16 protein-coding genes and 1 tRNA gene are annotated in these 16,524 nt (G+C 65.1%); 11 read left to right on the top strand and 6 right to left on the bottom strand.

Translation table 11 applies throughout. The annotated features are described in order from the left end of the window. The first annotated feature begins 93 nt into the window (after positions 1 to 93). The 8 genes from ACM42_RS11225 (at position 94) to ACM42_RS11190 (ending at position 9,510) form a co-directional block, all read left to right on the top strand. A complete protein-coding gene (locus ACM42_RS11225; RefSeq protein ID WP_028176856.1) occupies positions 94 to 1,278 on the top strand; it encodes a substrate-binding domain-containing protein in 1,185 nt (394 codons plus the stop codon). A 171-nt stretch (positions 1,279 to 1,449) separates the two neighbouring features. Continuing rightward, positions 1,450 to 2,226 (top strand): ABC transporter ATP-binding protein, encoded by a 777-nt coding sequence (locus ACM42_RS11220; protein WP_271527984.1) that lies wholly within the window; start codon positions 1,450 to 1,452, stop codon positions 2,224 to 2,226. After that, the gene (locus ACM42_RS11215; protein WP_271527983.1) at positions 2,223 to 2,945 is read left to right on the top strand and encodes an ABC transporter ATP-binding protein; all 723 of its coding nucleotides are present in this window, start codon (positions 2,223 to 2,225) and stop codon (positions 2,943 to 2,945) included. The genes ACM42_RS11220 and ACM42_RS11215 overlap by 4 nt, the downstream gene beginning before the upstream one ends. Next, positions 2,942 to 3,952, top strand: coding sequence for a branched-chain amino acid ABC transporter permease (locus tag ACM42_RS11210; protein ID WP_028176859.1), 1,011 nt, complete (start codon positions 2,942 to 2,944; stop codon positions 3,950 to 3,952). The genes ACM42_RS11215 and ACM42_RS11210 overlap by 4 nt, the downstream gene beginning before the upstream one ends. Further along, positions 3,949 to 5,034 carry a branched-chain amino acid ABC transporter permease gene (locus tag ACM42_RS11205; RefSeq protein ID WP_271527981.1) on the top strand — a complete coding sequence of 362 codons (1,086 nt, stop codon included), beginning with the start codon at positions 3,949 to 3,951 and terminating at the stop codon, positions 5,032 to 5,034. The genes ACM42_RS11210 and ACM42_RS11205 overlap by 4 nt, the downstream gene beginning before the upstream one ends. Before the next feature lie 174 nt (positions 5,035 to 5,208). Beyond that, complete coding sequence (locus ACM42_RS11200) at positions 5,209 to 8,319, top strand: bifunctional diguanylate cyclase/phosphodiesterase (RefSeq protein WP_271527980.1); 3,111 nt, start codon at positions 5,209 to 5,211, stop codon at positions 8,317 to 8,319. Next, a complete protein-coding gene (locus tag ACM42_RS11195) occupies positions 8,319 to 9,374 on the top strand; it encodes a sensor domain-containing diguanylate cyclase (protein ID WP_271527979.1) in 1,056 nt (351 codons plus the stop codon). Before ACM42_RS11200 ends, ACM42_RS11195 begins: the two co-directional genes overlap by 1 nt. Positions 9,375 to 9,433: 59 nt before the next feature. Beyond that, positions 9,434 to 9,510: transfer RNA gene (locus ACM42_RS11190), tRNA-Arg, on the top strand. A gap of 28 nt (positions 9,511 to 9,538) precedes the next feature. Here the strand turns inward: ACM42_RS11190 and ACM42_RS11185 are convergent. Both ACM42_RS11185 and ACM42_RS11180 read right to left on the bottom strand, forming a co-directional pair. Then, complete coding sequence (locus ACM42_RS11185) at positions 9,539 to 9,748, bottom strand: hypothetical protein (RefSeq protein ID WP_271527978.1); 210 nt, start codon at positions 9,746 to 9,748, stop codon at positions 9,539 to 9,541. A 95-nt stretch (positions 9,749 to 9,843) separates the two neighbouring features. Then, a complete protein-coding gene (locus ACM42_RS11180; protein ID WP_271527976.1) occupies positions 9,844 to 10,287 on the bottom strand; it encodes a TspO/MBR family protein in 444 nt (147 codons plus the stop codon). A 43-nt stretch (positions 10,288 to 10,330) separates the two neighbouring features. On the opposite strand from ACM42_RS11180, the gene dinB reads away from it, so the two are divergent. Both dinB and ACM42_RS11170 read left to right on the top strand, forming a co-directional pair. Continuing rightward, entirely contained in the window at positions 10,331 to 11,431 is a 1,101-nt protein-coding gene (dinB, locus tag ACM42_RS11175) for a DNA polymerase IV (protein ID WP_271527975.1), read from the top strand. 105 nt (positions 11,432 to 11,536) lie between these two features. After that, on the top strand, positions 11,537 to 12,949 hold the full coding sequence (locus ACM42_RS11170; protein ID WP_271527974.1) for a sensor histidine kinase: 1,413 nt from the start codon (positions 11,537 to 11,539) through the stop codon (positions 12,947 to 12,949). Positions 12,950 to 13,047: 98 nt separating this feature from the next. Here ACM42_RS11170 and ACM42_RS11165 read toward each other — a convergent pair whose 3' ends face one another. Together ACM42_RS11165 and ACM42_RS11160 are read right to left on the bottom strand one after the other, a co-directional pair. After that, the gene (locus ACM42_RS11165; RefSeq protein ID WP_271527973.1) at positions 13,048 to 13,347 is read right to left on the bottom strand and encodes a hypothetical protein; all 300 of its coding nucleotides are present in this window, start codon (positions 13,345 to 13,347) and stop codon (positions 13,048 to 13,050) included. Positions 13,348 to 13,555: 208 nt separating this feature from the next. Next, a complete protein-coding gene (locus ACM42_RS11160) occupies positions 13,556 to 14,242 on the bottom strand; it encodes a DNA-3-methyladenine glycosylase I (protein WP_271527972.1) in 687 nt (228 codons plus the stop codon). A gap of 157 nt (positions 14,243 to 14,399) precedes the next feature. On the opposite strand from ACM42_RS11160, the gene ACM42_RS11155 reads away from it, so the two are divergent. After that, complete coding sequence (locus ACM42_RS11155) at positions 14,400 to 15,227, top strand: metallophosphoesterase family protein (protein ID WP_271527971.1); 828 nt, start codon at positions 14,400 to 14,402, stop codon at positions 15,225 to 15,227. On the opposite strand, the gene ACM42_RS11150 is transcribed toward ACM42_RS11155, so the two are convergent. After that, complete coding sequence (locus ACM42_RS11150; protein WP_271527970.1) at positions 15,166 to 15,651, bottom strand: Crp/Fnr family transcriptional regulator; 486 nt, start codon at positions 15,649 to 15,651, stop codon at positions 15,166 to 15,168. The genes ACM42_RS11155 and ACM42_RS11150 overlap by 62 nt on opposite strands. Positions 15,652 to 15,755: 104 nt before the next feature. After that, positions 15,756 to 16,496, bottom strand: coding sequence for a di-trans,poly-cis-decaprenylcistransferase (locus ACM42_RS11145; protein WP_271527969.1), 741 nt, complete (start codon positions 16,494 to 16,496; stop codon positions 15,756 to 15,758). Positions 16,497 to 16,524 lie beyond the last annotated feature (28 nt).

Here is a 16,524-nt window from a genome sequence, read left to right as displayed (position 1 = left end):
GGCCGGCCCGCTCCATCGGAAGGTTCAATTGCAATGTTCGCAAGCTTGTGCAAATCGCTGTTACCGAGAAACTTCAAATCAGGAGGGACCATCGTGCGTCGATCACTCATCATAACAACAACCATTGTCGCGCTCGCCGCGGGCGCCTCCGCACAGGCCGACGATCTCAAGATCGCGCTGATCTACGGCAAGACCGGTCCGCTCGAGGCCTACGCCAAGCAGACCGAGACCGGCCTGAAGATGGGCTTTGAATACGCCACCAAGGGCACCATGACGCTCGACGGCCGCAAGATCGTCGTCATCACCAAGGACGACCAGGGCAAGCCGGATCTGGCCAAGGCCGCGCTCGCGGAGGCCTATCAGGACGACAAGGCCGACATTGCGATCGGCACGACCTCGTCGGCGGCAGCGCTCGCCATTCTCCCGGTCGCCGAGGAGAATAAGAAGATCCTGATCGTCGAGCCCGCGGTCGCGGACCAGATTACCGGCGAGAAGTGGAATCGCTACATCTTCCGCACCGGGCGCAACTCGTCGCAGGACGCGATCTCCAACGCGGTCGCGATCGGCAAGCAGGGCGTCACCGTGGCGACGCTGGCGCAGGACTATGCGTTCGGCCGTGACGGCGTCGCCGCCTTCAAGGAGGCGCTCGCCAAGACCGGCGCGACGCTCGCCGCCGAGGAGTACGCCCCGACCTCGACCACCGACTTCACCGCGGTCGGCCAGCGCCTGTTCGACGCGCTGAAGGACAAGCCGGGCCGCAAGGTGATCTGGGTGATCTGGGCCGGCGCCGGCAATCCGCTGGCCAAGCTGCAGGACATGGACCCCAAGCGCTACGGCATCGAGCTCTCGACCGGCGGCAACATCCTGCCGGCGCTCGCCGCCTATAAGGGCCTGCCCGGCATGGAAGGCGCGACCTACTACTTCTATGACATTCCGAAGAACCCGGTGAATGACTGGCTGGTCGCCGAGCACCAGAAGCGCTTCAACGCGCCGCCGGACTTCTTCACCGCGGGCGGCTTCGCCGCCGCGATGTCCGTCGTCGCCGCCGTCACCAAGGCGAAGTCGACCGACACCGAGAAGCTGATCACGGCGATGGAAGGCCTGGAGTTCGATACGCCGAAGGGCAAGATGGTGTTCCGCAAAGAAGACCATCAGGCGCTGCAGAGCATGTATCACTTCAAGGTCAAGGTCGATCCGAACGTCGCCTGGGCCGTGCTCGAGCCGGTGCGCGAGCTGAAGATCGAGGACATGGACGTTCCGATCAAGAACAAGCGGTAGGTGCTTGCTTCCCCTCTCCCGCTTGCGGGAGAGGCCGGGAGAGGGGGCTCTCACCTCTTGGGGGCTCTCGCCAGCAGAGACAGCCCTCCCCCCGACCCTCCCCCGCAAGCGGGGGAGGGAGCCCACTGTGATCGTAGATAGATCGTCATCCAAATCCGATCGAAATTTCTCATGCCGCTCACCCTCGAAACCCGCGACCTCACCATTCGCTTCGGCGGCCATGTCGCGGTCAACAACGTCTCCTGCACGTTTCGGCCGGGCGAGCTCACCGCCATCGTCGGGCCGAACGGCGCCGGCAAGACCACCTATTTCAACCTGATCTCGGGCCAGCTTCGCGCATCGAGCGGCAGCATCCTGTTCGACGGTACCGACATCACGGGGCAGTCCGCGCCCATGCGCACCCGCGCCGGCCTCGGCCGCGCCTTCCAGCTCACCAATCTATTCCCGAACCTGTCGGTCGAAGAGAACGTCCGCCTCGCAGTGCAGGCCGCGAGCGGCACCCATTACGACATGCTGCGGCCCTGGATGGTCCGCCGCGACCTGATCGCGCGCGCCGACGCCATCCTCGACCGGGTCGCGCTCGGCGGCCGCCGCGGCGTCGCCGCGACCGCGCTGTCCCATGGCGACCAGCGCAAGCTCGAGGTCGCGCTGATGATCGCGCTGGAGCCGAGAGTGTTCATGTTCGACGAGCCGACCGCCGGCATGAGCATCGACGAGGTGCCCGTCGTCCTCGACCTCATCGCGCAGCTCAAGCAGGACAAGAGCAAGATCATCCTTCTCGTCGAGCACAAGATGGACGTGGTGCGCTCGCTCGCCGACCGCATCATCGTGCTGCATAACGGCCAGCTCGTCGCCGACGGTCCTCCGGCCGAGGTGATCGCCTCGCCGATCGTGCAGGAAGCCTATCTCGGCGTCGCGCCCAAGAACGCTGCAGAGAGCGCAGCATGACCGATCTCCTGACGCTCTCCGGCGTGCACACCCATATCGGCCGCTACCATATTCTCCAGGGCATCGACCTCGTGGTCCCGCAAGGACAGGTCACGATGCTGCTCGGACGTAACGGCGCCGGCAAGACCACGACGCTGCGCACCATCATGGGCCTGTGGCAGGCCTCGAAGGGCGAGATCACCCTCGCCGGCGAACGCATCGAGAGCCTTGCCACGCCCGACATCGCGCGGCGCGGCGTGGGTTACGTGCCGGAGAGCATGGCGGTGTTCTCCGATCTCACGGTGAAGGAGAACCTCGTGCTCGCGGCCCGCGACGGGCCGCTCGACGACACTCAGCTCGACTGGATCTTCGGTTTCTTTCCGGCGCTGCGCCGCTTCTGGCTGTCGCGCGCGGGAAGCCTCTCGGGCGGGCAGAAGCAGATGCTGTCGATCGCGCGCGCCATCATCGAACCGCGCAAGCTGCTGCTGGTCGACGAGCCGACCAAGGGGCTCGCGCCCGCCATCGTGATGGCGCTGATCGAGTGCCTGAAGGAGATCAAGCGCAAGGGCGCCACCATCCTGCTGGTCGAACAGAATTTCTTCGCCGCCCGCGAGCTCGGCGACAGCGTGCTGGTCATGGACAACGGCACCATCGTCCATCGCGGCGAGATGGCGGCGCTCGCCGCCGACGTGCCGCTGCAGGAGCGGCTGCTCGGCCTGAGCCTGGAGACGCATCAGTGAGTGACATTGCCGCAACCGATCCGCTGCCGAAGCCGAAGCGGGATCTCGCACCGATCCTGCTGCCGGTCGCGCTCGCCCTTCTGATGATCCCGCTGATCGGATCGACTTCTTCCTGGCTCACGCTGACCGTGGCGAGCCTCGCCATGGGCATGATGATCTTCATCATGGCCTCCGGGCTGACGCTGGTGTTCGGCCTGATGGACGTGCTCAATTTCGGCCATGGCGCCTTCATCGCCGTCGGCGCCTATGTAGCCACGCTGGTTCTGGCCCCGTTCGCAGCGTCCATTCAGGCAGATTCGCTCTGGATGAACCTCGCGGTGCTGGCCCCGGCCGCGCTGCTGTCGATGGCGGTGTCCGGCGCGCTCGGCCTGGTCGTCGAGCGCGTGCTGATCCTGCCCGTCTACGGCCAGCATCTGAAGCAGATCCTGATGACGACCGGCGGCCTGATCGTCGCCGAGCAGACGCTCTATGCGCTGTGGGGACCGCAGATCATCCCGATGCCGCTGCCCACCTCGCTGCGCGGCTCGTTCATCCTCGGCGACGTCGCGATCGCCAAATACCGCGTGCTGGCGATGCTGATCGGTCTCGCCATCTTCATCGCGATCCAGCTCGTGCTCAACCGCAGCAAGGTCGGCCTCCTGATCCGCGCCGGGGTCGAGAACCGCGAGATGGTGGAGGCGCTCGGCTACCGCATCCGCCGCCTGTTTCTCGGCGTGTTCATGACGGGATCGGCGCTGGCCGGCCTCGGCGGCGTGATGTGGGCGCTCTATCGCGAACAGGTGCACGCCTCCATGAGCGACGACCTCACGGTGCTCATTTTCATCGTGGTCATCATCGGCGGCCTGGGGTCGATCGGCGGCTGCTTCATCGGCGCGATCCTGGTCGCCATGGTCGCCAATTACGGCGGCTTCCTGGTGCCAAAACTCGCCCTCGTCTCCAACATTCTGCTGATGGTCGCCATTCTGATGTGGCGGCCGCGCGGCCTCTATGCGGTGACCAGCCGATGATGATCCTCTCAGGCGATCCGCCGCGGAGCCGCGTGCTCACGCTCGTTCTCGTCGTCATCATCCTGGCGCTGGCGGCGACGCCGTTCCTGTTTCCGGGTGCCAAGGCGCTGAACGTCGCGGCCAAGATCTGCGTTTTCGCCGCGCTGGTCGCCTCCTACGACCTCCTGCTCGGCTATACCGGCTCGGTGTCGTTCGCCCACACCATGTTCTACGGCATCGGCAGCTACGCCATCGCGATTGCGCTGTACGGGATGGGCCCGAACTGGGCTGCGGTCGCAACCGGAATCGTCGTCGGCCTGCCGCTCGCAGCGCTGCTCGCGCTCGCCATCGGGCTCTTTTCTCTGCGCGTCGCGGCGATCTTCTTCGCCATGATCACGCTCGCCGTGGCGTCCGCCTTCCAGGTGCTGGCCTCGCAGCTGTCCTGGCTGACGGGGGGCGAGGACGGACGCAGTTTTCAGTTGCCGGAGCTGCTGCGCCCCGGCACCGTGCTGATCCCCAAGAGCCTGTTCGGCTTCGAGATCAACGGCCGGATCCTGACCTTCTATCTGGTGTTCGCCGTTTCGGCGCTGATGATCCTCGCCTTGCTGCGCGTCGTGAACTCGCCGTTCGGGCGTGTGCTGCAGGCGATCCGCGAGAACCGGTTTCGCGCCGAGGCACTCGGCTTCCGCACCGTGTTCCACCTGACCTACGCCAACTGCCTCGCGGCACTCGTGGCCGCCAGCGCGGGCATCCTGAACGCGTTGTGGCTGCGCTATGCCGGCCCCGATACCTCGCTGAGCTTCTCGATCATGCTGGACATCCTGCTGATGGTCGTGATCGGCGGCATGGGCACGATCTACGGCGCGCTCATCGGCGCCACCATCTTCATCCTCGCCCAGAACTATCTGCAATCGCTGATGGGCGTTGCCTCCAACGCGGCGGGCGAAGCCGGCCTGCCGCTGCTGCCGGGGCTGCTCCATCCCGATCGCTGGCTGCTGTGGCTCGGGCTGCTGTTCATCGCCAGCGTCTACTTCTTCCCGACCGGCGTGGTCGGGCGGCTGCGCAAGGCCGGCGGCGACAAGAGCGCCGGCAGCTCGCATTAAGCCGTTAGTAATGATGCAGCGCGGCGCTTGCTGCGCGCGCCGCACAACCGTGACGGGCTTCCCGCTGCGCGACATGCGGACGCCGTTGCTCAACCGGATTAATACTTGGGTAACTTGCTTTCCTAAGGTTTGCGCCATTTGTGCGGTGTATTCCTGTTCCTCGTGTGAGGTGGAATGCGCCAGGTCCTTTCTACGGTGGCTGCCGGAATGTCTCTAGCCGCAAGGAACGGCTGGGAGGCCTTGGCGCGACGTAGTCCCGTCCTGTGGTTGACGCTGTGCGGCGTGTTGCTGGTCGCCGGAATCTTCGCCGTCACAGCCATGGCCGTCGGCGAATTCCGCGAGCGGACCCTCGCCAACCGCGAACGCGAGCTGGAAAACACGGTGCAGCTGATCGCGCGGCATTTCGATCAGCAATTCGAAGACTCCGACGTCGTCGCCGCCGATCTGATCGGGCAGATGAACCTTGCCGACATCACCTCCCCGGCAATGTTCCGCGAGCGCATGTCCGGACCCGACACGAACCAGATGCTGCGCGGCAAGATCAGCTCCGTGTCCCATCTGGGCGACATCGCGATCTATGATGCCGACGGCGAGCTGATCAACTGGTCGCGGGCCCACCCGCTGCCCAAGATCAATGTTTCGTCCCGGGCCTACTTTCAGACGTTCAAGACAGATCCGCAGTCCGAAACGGTGCTGCTGGAATCCGTCCGCAGCTTCATCATCAACAAATGGACCACGATCGTCGCACGCCGGTTGACCGGCGCCGACGGCACCTTCCTCGGCGCGATGGTGCGCCGGATCGACCCGGACAGCTACCGGCAGTATTTCGCGTCTGTCGCGCTCGCCGAGGGTACGGCCATCTCGCTGTTCGACCGCCACGGCAAGATGCTGGCGCGCTATCCGCATGTCGAAGAGCTGATCGGGCGCAACCTCAGGGATGCGCCACTGATGCGGAAGGTGCTCACCAAAGGCGGCCAGCAGACTCTCCGCGTCAGGGGCCTCATCGACGGCGAGGAGCGGCTCGGTTCGGCGGCGTCGCTGACGCATTTCCCGCTGGTCATCGTCGGCACCAACACCACGGCGGCGGCCCTTGCGGACTGGCGGCAGCAGACCGGCTTCATGGTCACGACTGCAGCGCTTTCAGCCGCCGTCATCGTGCTGATCCTGTATCTGATCATCCGCCAGATCAACCGGCAGAACCGTGAGGCGCAGGAGCGGATCGAAGCGAAGCGGCTTCAGCTCGACACCGCCCTCAACAACATGTCGCAAGGGCTGATCCTGTACGACGCCGCCGGTTACATCGTCACCTGCAACCGCCGCTACGCCGACATGTTCGGCCTCTCCCACGACGTCATCAAGCCGGGCTGCCACATCCGCGAGGCGATGTATCATCGCAAGGAGCGCGGCGCGTTCGACGGCGATGTGGAGGCATTTTGCGCCGACGTCATGAGGATCGTCGCCGAAGGTACGGTCTCGACGAGAATTCATCAGTTGGCCAGCGGCCGCGCCTTCCAGGTCATCAACACGCCGCTCGCACAGGGCGGATGGGTCGCCACGATCGAAGACATCACCGAGCGCCGCAACCTGGAACGGGAGCGCGACCGCAACTACACCTTCCTGCGCGAGATCATCGACCATATCCCCTCGCAGATCACCGTGAAGGATGCGCGCACGCGGCAATATCTGCTGCTCAACGGCGTTGCCGAACAGCTGTTCGGCAAGTCCCGCCAGGATGTCGTGGGCAAGACGGCGTTCGACATCTTCCCCGAGGCGCTCGCCGTCCGTATCACCCAAGACGACAGCAGTGCGCTGGAATCGGCCAGGGGATTGTTCAAGGACGAGCACGCCTGGCAGATGCCGGGCACGGGGCCGCGCTACATCACGTCGAGCCGGATCGGTATTCGCGATGAGGCCGGCGAACCGCGCTATCTCATCCATGTCATCGAGGACGTCACCGAGCGCCGCCGCGCCGACGAACAGATCGCGCATCTGGCGCACTACGATGCGCTGACCGACTTGCCGAACCGAACCCTGTTCCGCGAGCAGATCGAACGCGAGCTGGCGAAGGTCGCCGGCGGCGAGCAGTTCGCGCTGCTCTACATCGACGTCGACGAATTCAAGGGCATCAACGACTCGCTCGGCCATCACGTCGGCGACGAGCTGTTGAAGGCGATCGCGGACCGTCTCCGCGGCTGCCTCAAGCCGGGCGACCTGATCGCGCGGCTCGGCGGCGACGAATTCGCGGTGATCCAGACCGGGATCGAATCCCCCGCCGACGTGCTGTCCTTCCTGACGCGGATCTACCAGGCGATCCGGCAGCCCTATCGTTGTCTCGGCCATCAGCTCTCCACCGATGCCAGCATCGGAATTGCGCTGGCGCCGCAGGATGGCGCCGATCTCGATCAGCTGATCAAGAACGCAGACCTTGCAATGTACGGCGCCAAGGCCAATGGACGTCGCACCCACCGCTTCTTCGAGCCGGAGATGGATGCGAGCGCCAAGGCGCGCCTGAGCATGGAGCTGGATTTGCGGCAGGCCCTCGTGAATGGCGGCTTCGAGATTCACTATCAGCCGCTGGTCGACCTGCGCACCAACGAAGTCTCTGGCTGCGAGGCGCTGCTGCGCTGGCGGCATCCCGAGCGCGGCATGGTGTCGCCCGCGGAGTTCATTCCGGTCGCCGAGGACACCGGCCTGATCAACGAGCTCGGCGACTGGGTGCTGCGAATGGCGTGCAACGAGGCCGCGACCTGGCCGGCGCATGTGCGTGTCGCGGTCAACGTCTCGCCGGTGCAGCTCAAATGCGACACGCTGGCGCTGCGGATCGCGGGCGCGCTCGCCGCCTCCGGCCTGAACCCGCGTCGGCTCGAGCTCGAGATCACCGAGGCCGTGCTGATCCGCGACGACGAGGCGGCGCTCTCCATCCTGCATCAGCTCCGCTCGATCGGCGTGCGCATCGCGCTCGACGATTTCGGCACCGGCTACTCCTCGCTGAGCTATTTGAAGCGCTTCCCGTTCGACAAGATCAAGATCGACCGCTGCTTCGTCGCCGACATCGCAGAGGCGAGCGGCTCGCCCGTGATCGTGCAGGCGGTGGTGAACATTGCCGCCGCCAGCAGCATGACCACGGTCGCCGAGGGCGTCGAGACCGAGGCACAGCGCGACATGCTGCGCGCGCTCGGCTGCACGCAGATGCAGGGCTATCTGTTCAGCGCGCCGAAGCCGGCCAGCGAGGTGCGAAAGCTGTTCGGCCCTGGCGACTCCGCGCCCGTGGCTGCGGTGGCCTGATGGCGAAGTCGAGGACAGCTCTGGCCAAAGCCGTCGACGTTGCGGATTCCTACGCCGTGCGGCTGATGCAGCATCTGGTGGTGCCGACCTTCGTGATCGACCCCAAGCGCCGCGTGGTGATCTGGAACAGGGCCTGCGAGCGGCTGACCGGCGTCGCCGCCTCCGAGCTGATCGGCACTGGCAAGCACTGGCAGGCCTTTTACGAGACCAGGCGCCCTTGCCTTGCCGACCTCGTCGCGCTCGACCGTCCCGAGCAGCTGCCGGAATACTATTCGGAATATGCCGCGCGCGGCCATAACGGGCTCGGCTTTTCCGCGGAGAACTGGTGCGTGATGCCGAAGCTCGGCAGCCAGCTCTATCTCGCCATCGACGCCGGCCCGATCCACGACGAGGCCGGCCAGCTGATCGCGGTGGTGGAGACGCTGCGCGACCTCACCGACCAGAAGCGCGCCGAGATGGCGCTGAAGGAGCTCGCCACCAAGGACGGGCTGACCGGCCTGGCGAACCGCCGCTCCTTCGACCAGATGCTGTTGGGCGAATGGGCTCGCGCCCAGCGCACGCAGAAGCCGCTGGCGCTGCTGTTCGTCGATGTCGATCATTTCAAGCTGTTCAACGACCGCCACGGCCACCAGAGCGGCGACGAGTGCCTGCGCGCGGTTGCCGCTGTCGTCAGCCGGCACGCGGGGCGCCCGCTCGATCTCGCCAGCCGCTATGGCGGCGAGGAGTTCGCGCTGATCCTGCCGGACATGGATTGCGACACCGCCTGCACTGTGGCCGAGGCGATTCGCTGCGCGGTCACGGCCTTGCAGATCGCCCACGGCGCCACGGGCGCCGGCGACCACGTCACCCTCAGCGTCGGTGTCGCCAGCCACATCCCCGGCGGTGCCGACGGCGGCCCCGACCGGCTGCTGGGCGCGGCCGACGAGGCGCTCTATGTGGCCAAACGCCTCGGCCGCAACCGCGTCATGTGCGCCGAACGGGTGCTGGCCGAATTCGCCGCCCTCGGCCGGGACGCGGCAACGGTTCCGGCCCCTGTCCGGCGCAAATCGGCTTGAGCGCATGCGGCGAGAAGCGGTTGCCCGCCCCTCGCCAATCGGCTAAATGAAATCCCACTGCACCCGTAGCTCAGCTGGATAGAGCGTTGCCCTCCGAAGGCAAAGGTCACACGTTCGAATCGTGTCGGGTGCGCCAGTGTTATCAGCCGTTGTGATACCGGCACTCACGTCAGCATCGCGACAATCGCCTGGATCTGGTCGGAGGCGGACGTCACCAGTCCGTCATATGACGTTTGGCCGTGTGCGGCGGCTTTCAGGATGCATTCGGCCACGGCCGCTTTGAGACCGAAGACCGATTGATGGGCCGGCACGCTCGCCATCACGGTTTCCAGGGCCTGACGCATGGTCTGAATGAGCTGGGAGCTGTATTGCATTGGCTGTCCTCCGCGGGCTCATATTAGATCGCGTGCTGATGCCTGCCACTCACAAGCCTGGGATTGCTGTTTGAGATTGATTGAGAATGATCGTCTCAATTCAAACGCCAGATCGCCGCATTGAGCACGCCGGCAAACGCGACCCACGCCGCGTAAGGCACGAACGAGGCGGCTGCCAGCCTGTCTCGTGATATCTCGAGGCTGATGTAGGTCACGATCGCGACGAACAGGCAGATGAGGATGACGAGCGCGGCTCCGATCTGGTGCATCGTGAACATGACCGGAGACCAGGTGAAATTTAGCGCCAGCTGGGCCGTCCAGACCAGCATCGCCTTTCCCGACGGAGCACGACGAAAGGTCCGCCAACCCGCAACGGCGATCATGATGTAAAGGATGGTCCAGGCCACCGGAAACGCCCAGTTCGGCGGCACGAAATCCGGCTTGGCCAGGCCCGCATACCACTCTCCGGGCAGATTGGTCGCGCCGATCAGCCAGCCGATGCCAACCACGGCGACGACGAAGACCAATAACTGAAACATCCATCACCTCGCGCTTCCCCTGGCTCGATTGTATCATCTTTCCATGAGCGAATCCGACATGGTGACCGGCGCAGCCTCGCCGGTGCGCAAGATCATCCATATCGACATGGATGCCTTCTATGCGTCGGTGGAGCAACGCGACAATCCGCAGTTGCGCGGAAAGCCGGTCGCGGTCGGAGGCTCCGCGGAACGCGGCGTCGTCGCGGCTGCCAGCTACGAGGCTCGCAAGTTCGGCGTTCGCTCCGCCATGCCGTCGGTGACGGCGAAGCGTCAATGTCCCGATCTGATCTTCGTCAAGCCGCGCTTCGAGGTCTACAAGGCGATCTCGCGGCATATCCGCGAGATCTTCGCCGAGCACACACCCATCGTCGAGCCGTTGTTGCTGGATGAAGCCTATCTCGACGTGACGGAGAACCTGCAAGGCATCCCGCTGGCGCGGGACATCGCGCTGAAGGTCCGCGAGAAGATCAAGGCCGAGACGGGGCTCAACGCTTCGGCGGGCATCTCTTACAACAAGTTTCTGGCCAAGCTCGCCTCGGATCATCGCAAGCCCAACGGTCAATTCGTGATCTCGCCGGAGATGGGGCCGGCCTTCGTCGAGACGCTGCCGGTCGGCAAGTTCCACGGGATCGGCCCGGCGACAGCCGCGAAGATGAACGCGCTCGGCCTGTTCACTGGTCTCGATATCCGTAACCAGACGCTGGAGTTCATGAACGCGAATTTCGGCAAGTCCGGCGCCTATTACTATTGGATCTCACGCGGCGTCGACGAGCGGCCGGTGCGGGCCAACCGGATCCGCAAGTCGATCGGCGCGGAGAACACGTTCTCGATCGACCTCGACGCATTCGACGCGCTGGTCGCCGAACTCAGGCCTCTCGTCGACAAGGTCTGGCGCCATTGCGAGGCGACGGGCAATCGCGGCCGCACCGTTACCCTGAAGGTCAAGTTCGCCGACTTCGAGATCATCACGCGCAGCAGGTCCGTCGCTGCGGCCGTCGCGGGCCGGGACGAACTGGAGCGGCTGGCCTGCGGCCTGCTCGAAGCCGAGATGCCGCTGCCCAAGCGCGTCAGGCTGTTGGGGGTCTCGCTGTCTTCGCTCCAGGTCGGCGGCGATTCGGAGCCGCAGTTGACGCTGGGGATCTGAATCGGGCCAGAGGGGCCCTCCGGCGAACGCGACATCTTTTTCGGCGACGCGGCGCAGAACCTGTCGTAGAGACGTCAAACGGGTCTTTTCGCGATTGATGTTGGAATGCTTGCCTTATTGATACGCCTCGGACTGCGCTTCGAAGACCGCATCGAGGAGCGGCGGTTTGTCGACCAATATGTCCGGGGCAGCCTCGGATGGACGCAGATCGCGATGCTGCTCGGCGCCGCCACCTATGCCGGCTACACGCTCTGGGATTGGGTGTTGTACCCCGAAGTGGTTCCGATCACGCTCGCAATCCGCGGCGGCACGGCCGTATTTATCCTGCTGCCGCTGACGGCGCTGCTGTCGCGGCGATGGATGAAGCCATGGGCAGAGACGATCTTCCTCGTCTATTGCGTCATTCCCGGCTGCATCCTGCCCAGCATTTATCTCGTGCTGCCGTCGGGCTTCACGTTTGCCGCGCCCGGCATGATGATGATCATCCTGTTCGTCTCGACCATGCTGCCACTACGTATCGGCTCGCTGGCGATTTTCTGCGTGCTGTCGTGGCTGGCACTGATCGTCGCCGAGACGCTCGCGCCGACGCTGCCGACGGGCTTGAGATTCATCAATCATTCTCTCGTCGGCAACGCCTACGCCTTGTCGCTCTACGCCGTGGCTGCGCGCGAATACCGGGCGCGAAGACAATTCCGGACGTCGGAGGCGCTGCAACGGGAAAAGGAACGCTCGGAGAAATCGCTGCGCGATCTGCGCGCGACCCAGGAGCAGCTCGTGCAGGCGGAAAAGCTCGCCTCGCTCGGCCAGTTGGTTGCCGGTGTCGCGCACGAGGTCAGCACCCCGCTCGGCCTCGCTTTGACGACCTCGACCACCATGCAGACTGACCTGCAAACGATGGCTGACGCATTGGGTGGAGCCTCGGTCCGGCGTTCCGATCTGACCAAGGGCATCGACAGGCTCAAGCAGGGGCTCAATCTGACCTTCGACAATCTGCACCGCGCATCCGAGATGGTGCACAGCTTCAGGCAGGTCGCCGTCCATCAGGCCGACGAGGACCGGCGGACCTTCGAGCTCAAGGACTGGCTGTCGGAGTTGACCTCCAAGCTCGGGCCATTGCTGTCGCATCATGGCCTGACGGTCGAGGTCCGATGCCCGGCGGGAATCAAGCTCAACAGCTACCCCGGAGCGCTTGCTCAGGTGATCAGCAATCTCGCTCTCAACAGCGCAGGCCATGCCTATCCTGACAAGAGAGGCGGCCGATTTGTCATCACGGTCAGCCAGCCGGACCCGGCATCCGTCCGCCTCGTCTGCGCTGATGAGGGCGTCGGAATTCCCGACGAATTACAGGCGCACATCTTCGATCCGTTCGTCACGACTGGTCGGGAGAGCGGCCATGCCGGCCTGGGGCTCCACATCGCCTTTAATCTGGTGGCTTCATCGCTGAACGGACGCCTGCGGCTCGAGAGCACGACGGATCCGGGTACTCAGATCGCCATCGAGATTCCGCTCCAGGCATGACTCCGGCGGCCAGGTTGGAGCCGCCGCGATTGAACGCTCGGTGAGCGCGACTGTCGGTGACGGATTTTCAGGCCCGCCACCGATGAAAGTCGACTCGCTCAATGCCTCACGTGCTCGAACACCACGATCACGCCGGTCGGCTCGGGCTCATGCGCCATCAGGCGCGTCAGGTCGGAATCGCCCCAATCGGCGAGGCTGATGACCTCGCCGCTCGGGCGGTCGGTGTCGGCACCAGGCAACGCTGTAGGCTCGAGGACCTTGAGGCCCCTCTCGTCGACGAAGAAGGTGTGCTCGCCGAACATGCTGTTGAGCTGCGGCATCGCGGGATGCTCGTCGGGCAGCACCTGAGCGCCGAGTTGGTTGACGGTCTGCTTCACCTGTTCGGATGTGAGCTTCATGAGCTGCTCCGTTTCTGTCTGCGGTTTCATTGACCCAGGCGGGAGCATGCGTTCCCTGCCCTTGTCCGCCTGGCTCAAAGTCCCGAACAGGCGCTGCGGACAAATGTTCCTGCAAAATGTATTTCGTGATCGCGCGCGGCATCTGCCGCGTTCGCGGCACGAGATCGCCACAGGATGCACACGATCTCGACGTCAGCGCGCTCACGCGCTACTCGCCGCGGTTCTCGCCGACCGACAAAGCGCAGATGCGTGACAGATAAGTGTAGGGCAGGCCGGTCTCCTCGGCCCAGGCGTTGAACTGCGCCTGCACCTTGGCGAGATCGCCCTTCGACTTGACCTCTTCGGCGATGTCGAGACCTGCATCGCGCAGGCAGACCACCACGTCCTTGGACGTCACGAAACCGTCCCAGCCGACGAAGCGCAGCAGCATCTGGCCGGTGTTGCCCCCTAACCGGCTGCCGCGCTTGTTGAGCAGATCGAGCAGGCCGATCTCGTCGGACGACGGCCACTTCGCCAGAAACTTGCCGAAGCTGCCGTGCTGCTTCGCGATTTCCTGCACGAAGGCGGCGTTGTCGCGCACCGACATGATCTTGGCGCCGTTACGCACGATGCGCGCGTCGCGCAGCAGGCCCTCCCAATAGTCTTCGGGCTGGAAGGTGAGCTTGGCGGGCTGGAAATGCAGGAAGGCGTCTTCAAAACCGTCCCATTTCGAATCGATCACGCTCCAGGCGAAGCCGGCGCAGAACACCCGCCTGGTCATCTCGGCGAGGATACGGTCATCGCCGAGCCCGGCCAGCCGCTCGAGGTCCGGCCTGGCCGGCATCAGTTTCTCCAGCGCCCTGGGCCCGCCCTTGCGCTTCTCGGCCCGCGCGCGAATGGTCTTGAAGGGGGTCATACGGGCATCCGCGTTACGGTGCCCACGACATCAGAATTCGATCAACCGGTCCAGCCCCGCGACGATGACGCGCTGGGGGCAGCCATGCTGGTCCGCTTCTTGCTTCATGACGCCTGGAATTCCCAGACATTTTCGAGCTCTCGCCGACGGATTTTCGATGCGTTGCCTGGTCGTGGCCGACCTGCACTATTCGCTGCCCCAGCTCGACTGGCTGGTCAGCGCGGCGCCGCAATTCGACCTCGTGATCTTCGCCGGCGACGCGCTCGACATCGGCTCGATCGTGGACTTCCGCGCCCAGATCGTGGTGGTGAAGAAGTACCTCGCGCTGCTTGCCGCGCAGACCCGCGTGATCCTCTGCTCCGGCAATCACGACCTGGACGAGCGCAACGCCGAAGGCGAGAAGGCCGCGCGCTGGATTTCGGAGGTGCGCGAGCTGGGCATCGCCTGCGACGGCGACAGCCTCGGCATCGGCGACACAATGTTCACGGTGTGCCCGTGGTGGGACGGGCCCCTGGTGAGGCAGCGCATCGTCGAACAGTTGCGCGATGCCGCCACCGGGCGGCTGCGGCGCTGGATCTGGGCGCATCACGCGCCGCCGGCGGATTCACCGACGAGCTGGGGCGGCAAGCGCTTCTTCGGCGACGTCGAGCTGGTGCAATGGATCATGCAATACCAGCCGTCGATGGTGATCTCGGGCCATGTGCACCAGTCGCCGTTCATCACCGGCGGCTCGTGGTTCGACCGGCTGGGCAAGACCTGGGTCTTCAACACCGGCCTGCAACCGGGCCGGCCGCCGACCTGCATCGTCCTCGACCTCGACGCGGACAAGGCGTTCTGGCTTGCGGCCGGCGAAGCCCAGTGGATCGACCTGAATGCGCCGCTGAAACGCCCCGCCGCCCCCATCGAGGCGGCGCCCGACTGGCTCACATTCTTGGATCGGATTTCCGATCCGAGCCTGGCGAGACCTCAAGCGGCGGCAGGTTGATCATGCTCTGGAGCACCTCGCCGACCATGGCCAGATGCGTGCCCTGGCCGGCATATTGCCGCTTGAGATCGGCGAGATAGGTGTTGGCGACATTGAGCCGCTGCGCCAGCATCTTTGCGATCAGCAGGGCCACACCCGGCTCCTTCTCCAGGAACGAGGCGGCGTCCTCGAACTCATAGACGATCGCGTCGGAGCAGGCCCGCACGGTTGCGGTGTGCGGCTGGCCCAGCAGCACGGACATCTCACCGAGCACTGCGCCGGGTTCGGTGACGGTAGCCACCACCATCTCACCCTTGAGCACCTCGAGCTTGCCTTGCATCAGCACGTAGAGATGGCCGCTGGTGCCACCCTCGTTGACAATCAGCGTGCCGGCGGCGACCTGCCGCTCCGTTCCGCCGGTGCAATAATCCAGGACTGCGCGCATCGCAGAAGCTCCCGTCGCTGCGGACCCCATCGCCCCAGACCAGAGCATGATCCGTGCCACGCGGCAAATCAACGCGTATGAGGGGTGCGCCCGCGCGCCGTGCGTCACACCCGGGAGAGCGAAGGCACCTCTTCCGGTACGATCGCTGGAAGGCCGCCGAAGCGGCGCTCGCGGCCGTGGAAGGCGGCGAGCGCCTCGGCAAGATCGCCCGCGTTGAACTCGGGCCACATCCGCTCGGTGAAGTGCAGCTCGGCATAGGCGCCCTCCCAGAGCAGGAAGTCGGACAGCCGCTTCTCGCCCGAGGTGCGGATGATGAGATCGACGTCGCGAAGGTCAGCCTCGCCGGTGACGAGCTGCGAGAACGCTTCGCGGGTGAGGCTGGTGAGCGCGGCCGCTTTGGCCGCCGCGCTGAGGATCGCATCGCGAGCCGAGTAATCCACGGCGATGCGCAGATGCAGCGCGCTTCCGCGGGCGGTCGCCTCTTCGGCGCGCGAGATCGCGGTGGCGATGCCGTCAGGCAGCCGGTCGCGGCGGCCGATCACGGTGAGACGCACGCCGTTCCTGACCAGGCTCTGCACCTCGTTGGCCAGATAGAAGCGCAGCAAGGTCATCAGCGCCGCGACCTCGGCCCTCGGCCTCCGCCAATTGTCGGCCGAGAAAGCGTAAAGCGTCAGCGTGCCGATGCCCTGCTTGGGCGCGGCCTCGACGATTCGGCGGATGGTGTCGACGCCGGCCTCGTGGCCGCGCACGCGGGACAGGCCGCGCCGCGTCGCCCATCTGCCGTTGCCGTCCATGATGATGCCGACATGAAGCTTCTCGTTGCGCGACGTGGATTCGCTTTGCATTGCAAAGTCTCCGGTCAATAAAAGGGGA

The sequence above is a fragment of the Bradyrhizobium sp. CCBAU 25338 genome (assembly GCF_028128965.1).
In the GTDB taxonomy this organism is placed as follows: Bacteria; Pseudomonadota; Alphaproteobacteria; order Rhizobiales; family Xanthobacteraceae; genus Bradyrhizobium; species Bradyrhizobium liaoningense.
This window is presented reverse-complemented; position numbering and strand designations above follow the sequence as displayed.

What these genes read in the sequence shown, in the direction of transcription:
- ACM42_RS11220 (WP_271527984.1), top strand. Translation starts at nt 1,450, where the DNA reads ATGCCGCTCACCCTCGAAACCCGCGACCTCACCATTCGCTTCGGCGGC.
- ACM42_RS11215 (WP_271527983.1), top strand. Translation starts at nt 2,223, where the DNA reads ATGACCGATCTCCTGACGCTCTCCGGCGTGCACACCCATATCGGCCGC.
- ACM42_RS11205 (WP_271527981.1), top strand. Translation starts at nt 3,949, where the DNA reads ATGATGATCCTCTCAGGCGATCCGCCGCGGAGCCGCGTGCTCACGCTC.
- ACM42_RS11200 (WP_271527980.1), top strand. Translation starts at nt 5,209, where the DNA reads ATGCGCCAGGTCCTTTCTACGGTGGCTGCCGGAATGTCTCTAGCCGCA.
- ACM42_RS11195 (WP_271527979.1), top strand. Translation starts at nt 8,319, where the DNA reads ATGGCGAAGTCGAGGACAGCTCTGGCCAAAGCCGTCGACGTTGCGGAT.
- ACM42_RS11185 (WP_271527978.1), bottom strand. Translation starts at nt 9,748, where the DNA reads ATGCAATACAGCTCCCAGCTCATTCAGACCATGCGTCAGGCCCTGGAA.
- ACM42_RS11180 (WP_271527976.1), bottom strand. Translation starts at nt 10,287, where the DNA reads ATGTTTCAGTTATTGGTCTTCGTCGTCGCCGTGGTTGGCATCGGCTGG.
- dinB (WP_271527975.1), top strand. Translation starts at nt 10,331, where the DNA reads ATGAGCGAATCCGACATGGTGACCGGCGCAGCCTCGCCGGTGCGCAAG.
- ACM42_RS11170 (WP_271527974.1), top strand. Translation starts at nt 11,537, where the DNA reads ATGCTTGCCTTATTGATACGCCTCGGACTGCGCTTCGAAGACCGCATC.
- ACM42_RS11165 (WP_271527973.1), bottom strand. Translation starts at nt 13,347, where the DNA reads ATGAAGCTCACATCCGAACAGGTGAAGCAGACCGTCAACCAACTCGGC.
- ACM42_RS11160 (WP_271527972.1), bottom strand. Translation starts at nt 14,242, where the DNA reads ATGACCCCCTTCAAGACCATTCGCGCGCGGGCCGAGAAGCGCAAGGGC.
- ACM42_RS11155 (WP_271527971.1), top strand. Translation starts at nt 14,400, where the DNA reads ATGCGTTGCCTGGTCGTGGCCGACCTGCACTATTCGCTGCCCCAGCTC.
- ACM42_RS11150 (WP_271527970.1), bottom strand. Translation starts at nt 15,651, where the DNA reads ATGCGCGCAGTCCTGGATTATTGCACCGGCGGAACGGAGCGGCAGGTC.
- ACM42_RS11145 (WP_271527969.1), bottom strand. Translation starts at nt 16,496, where the DNA reads ATGCAAAGCGAATCCACGTCGCGCAACGAGAAGCTTCATGTCGGCATC.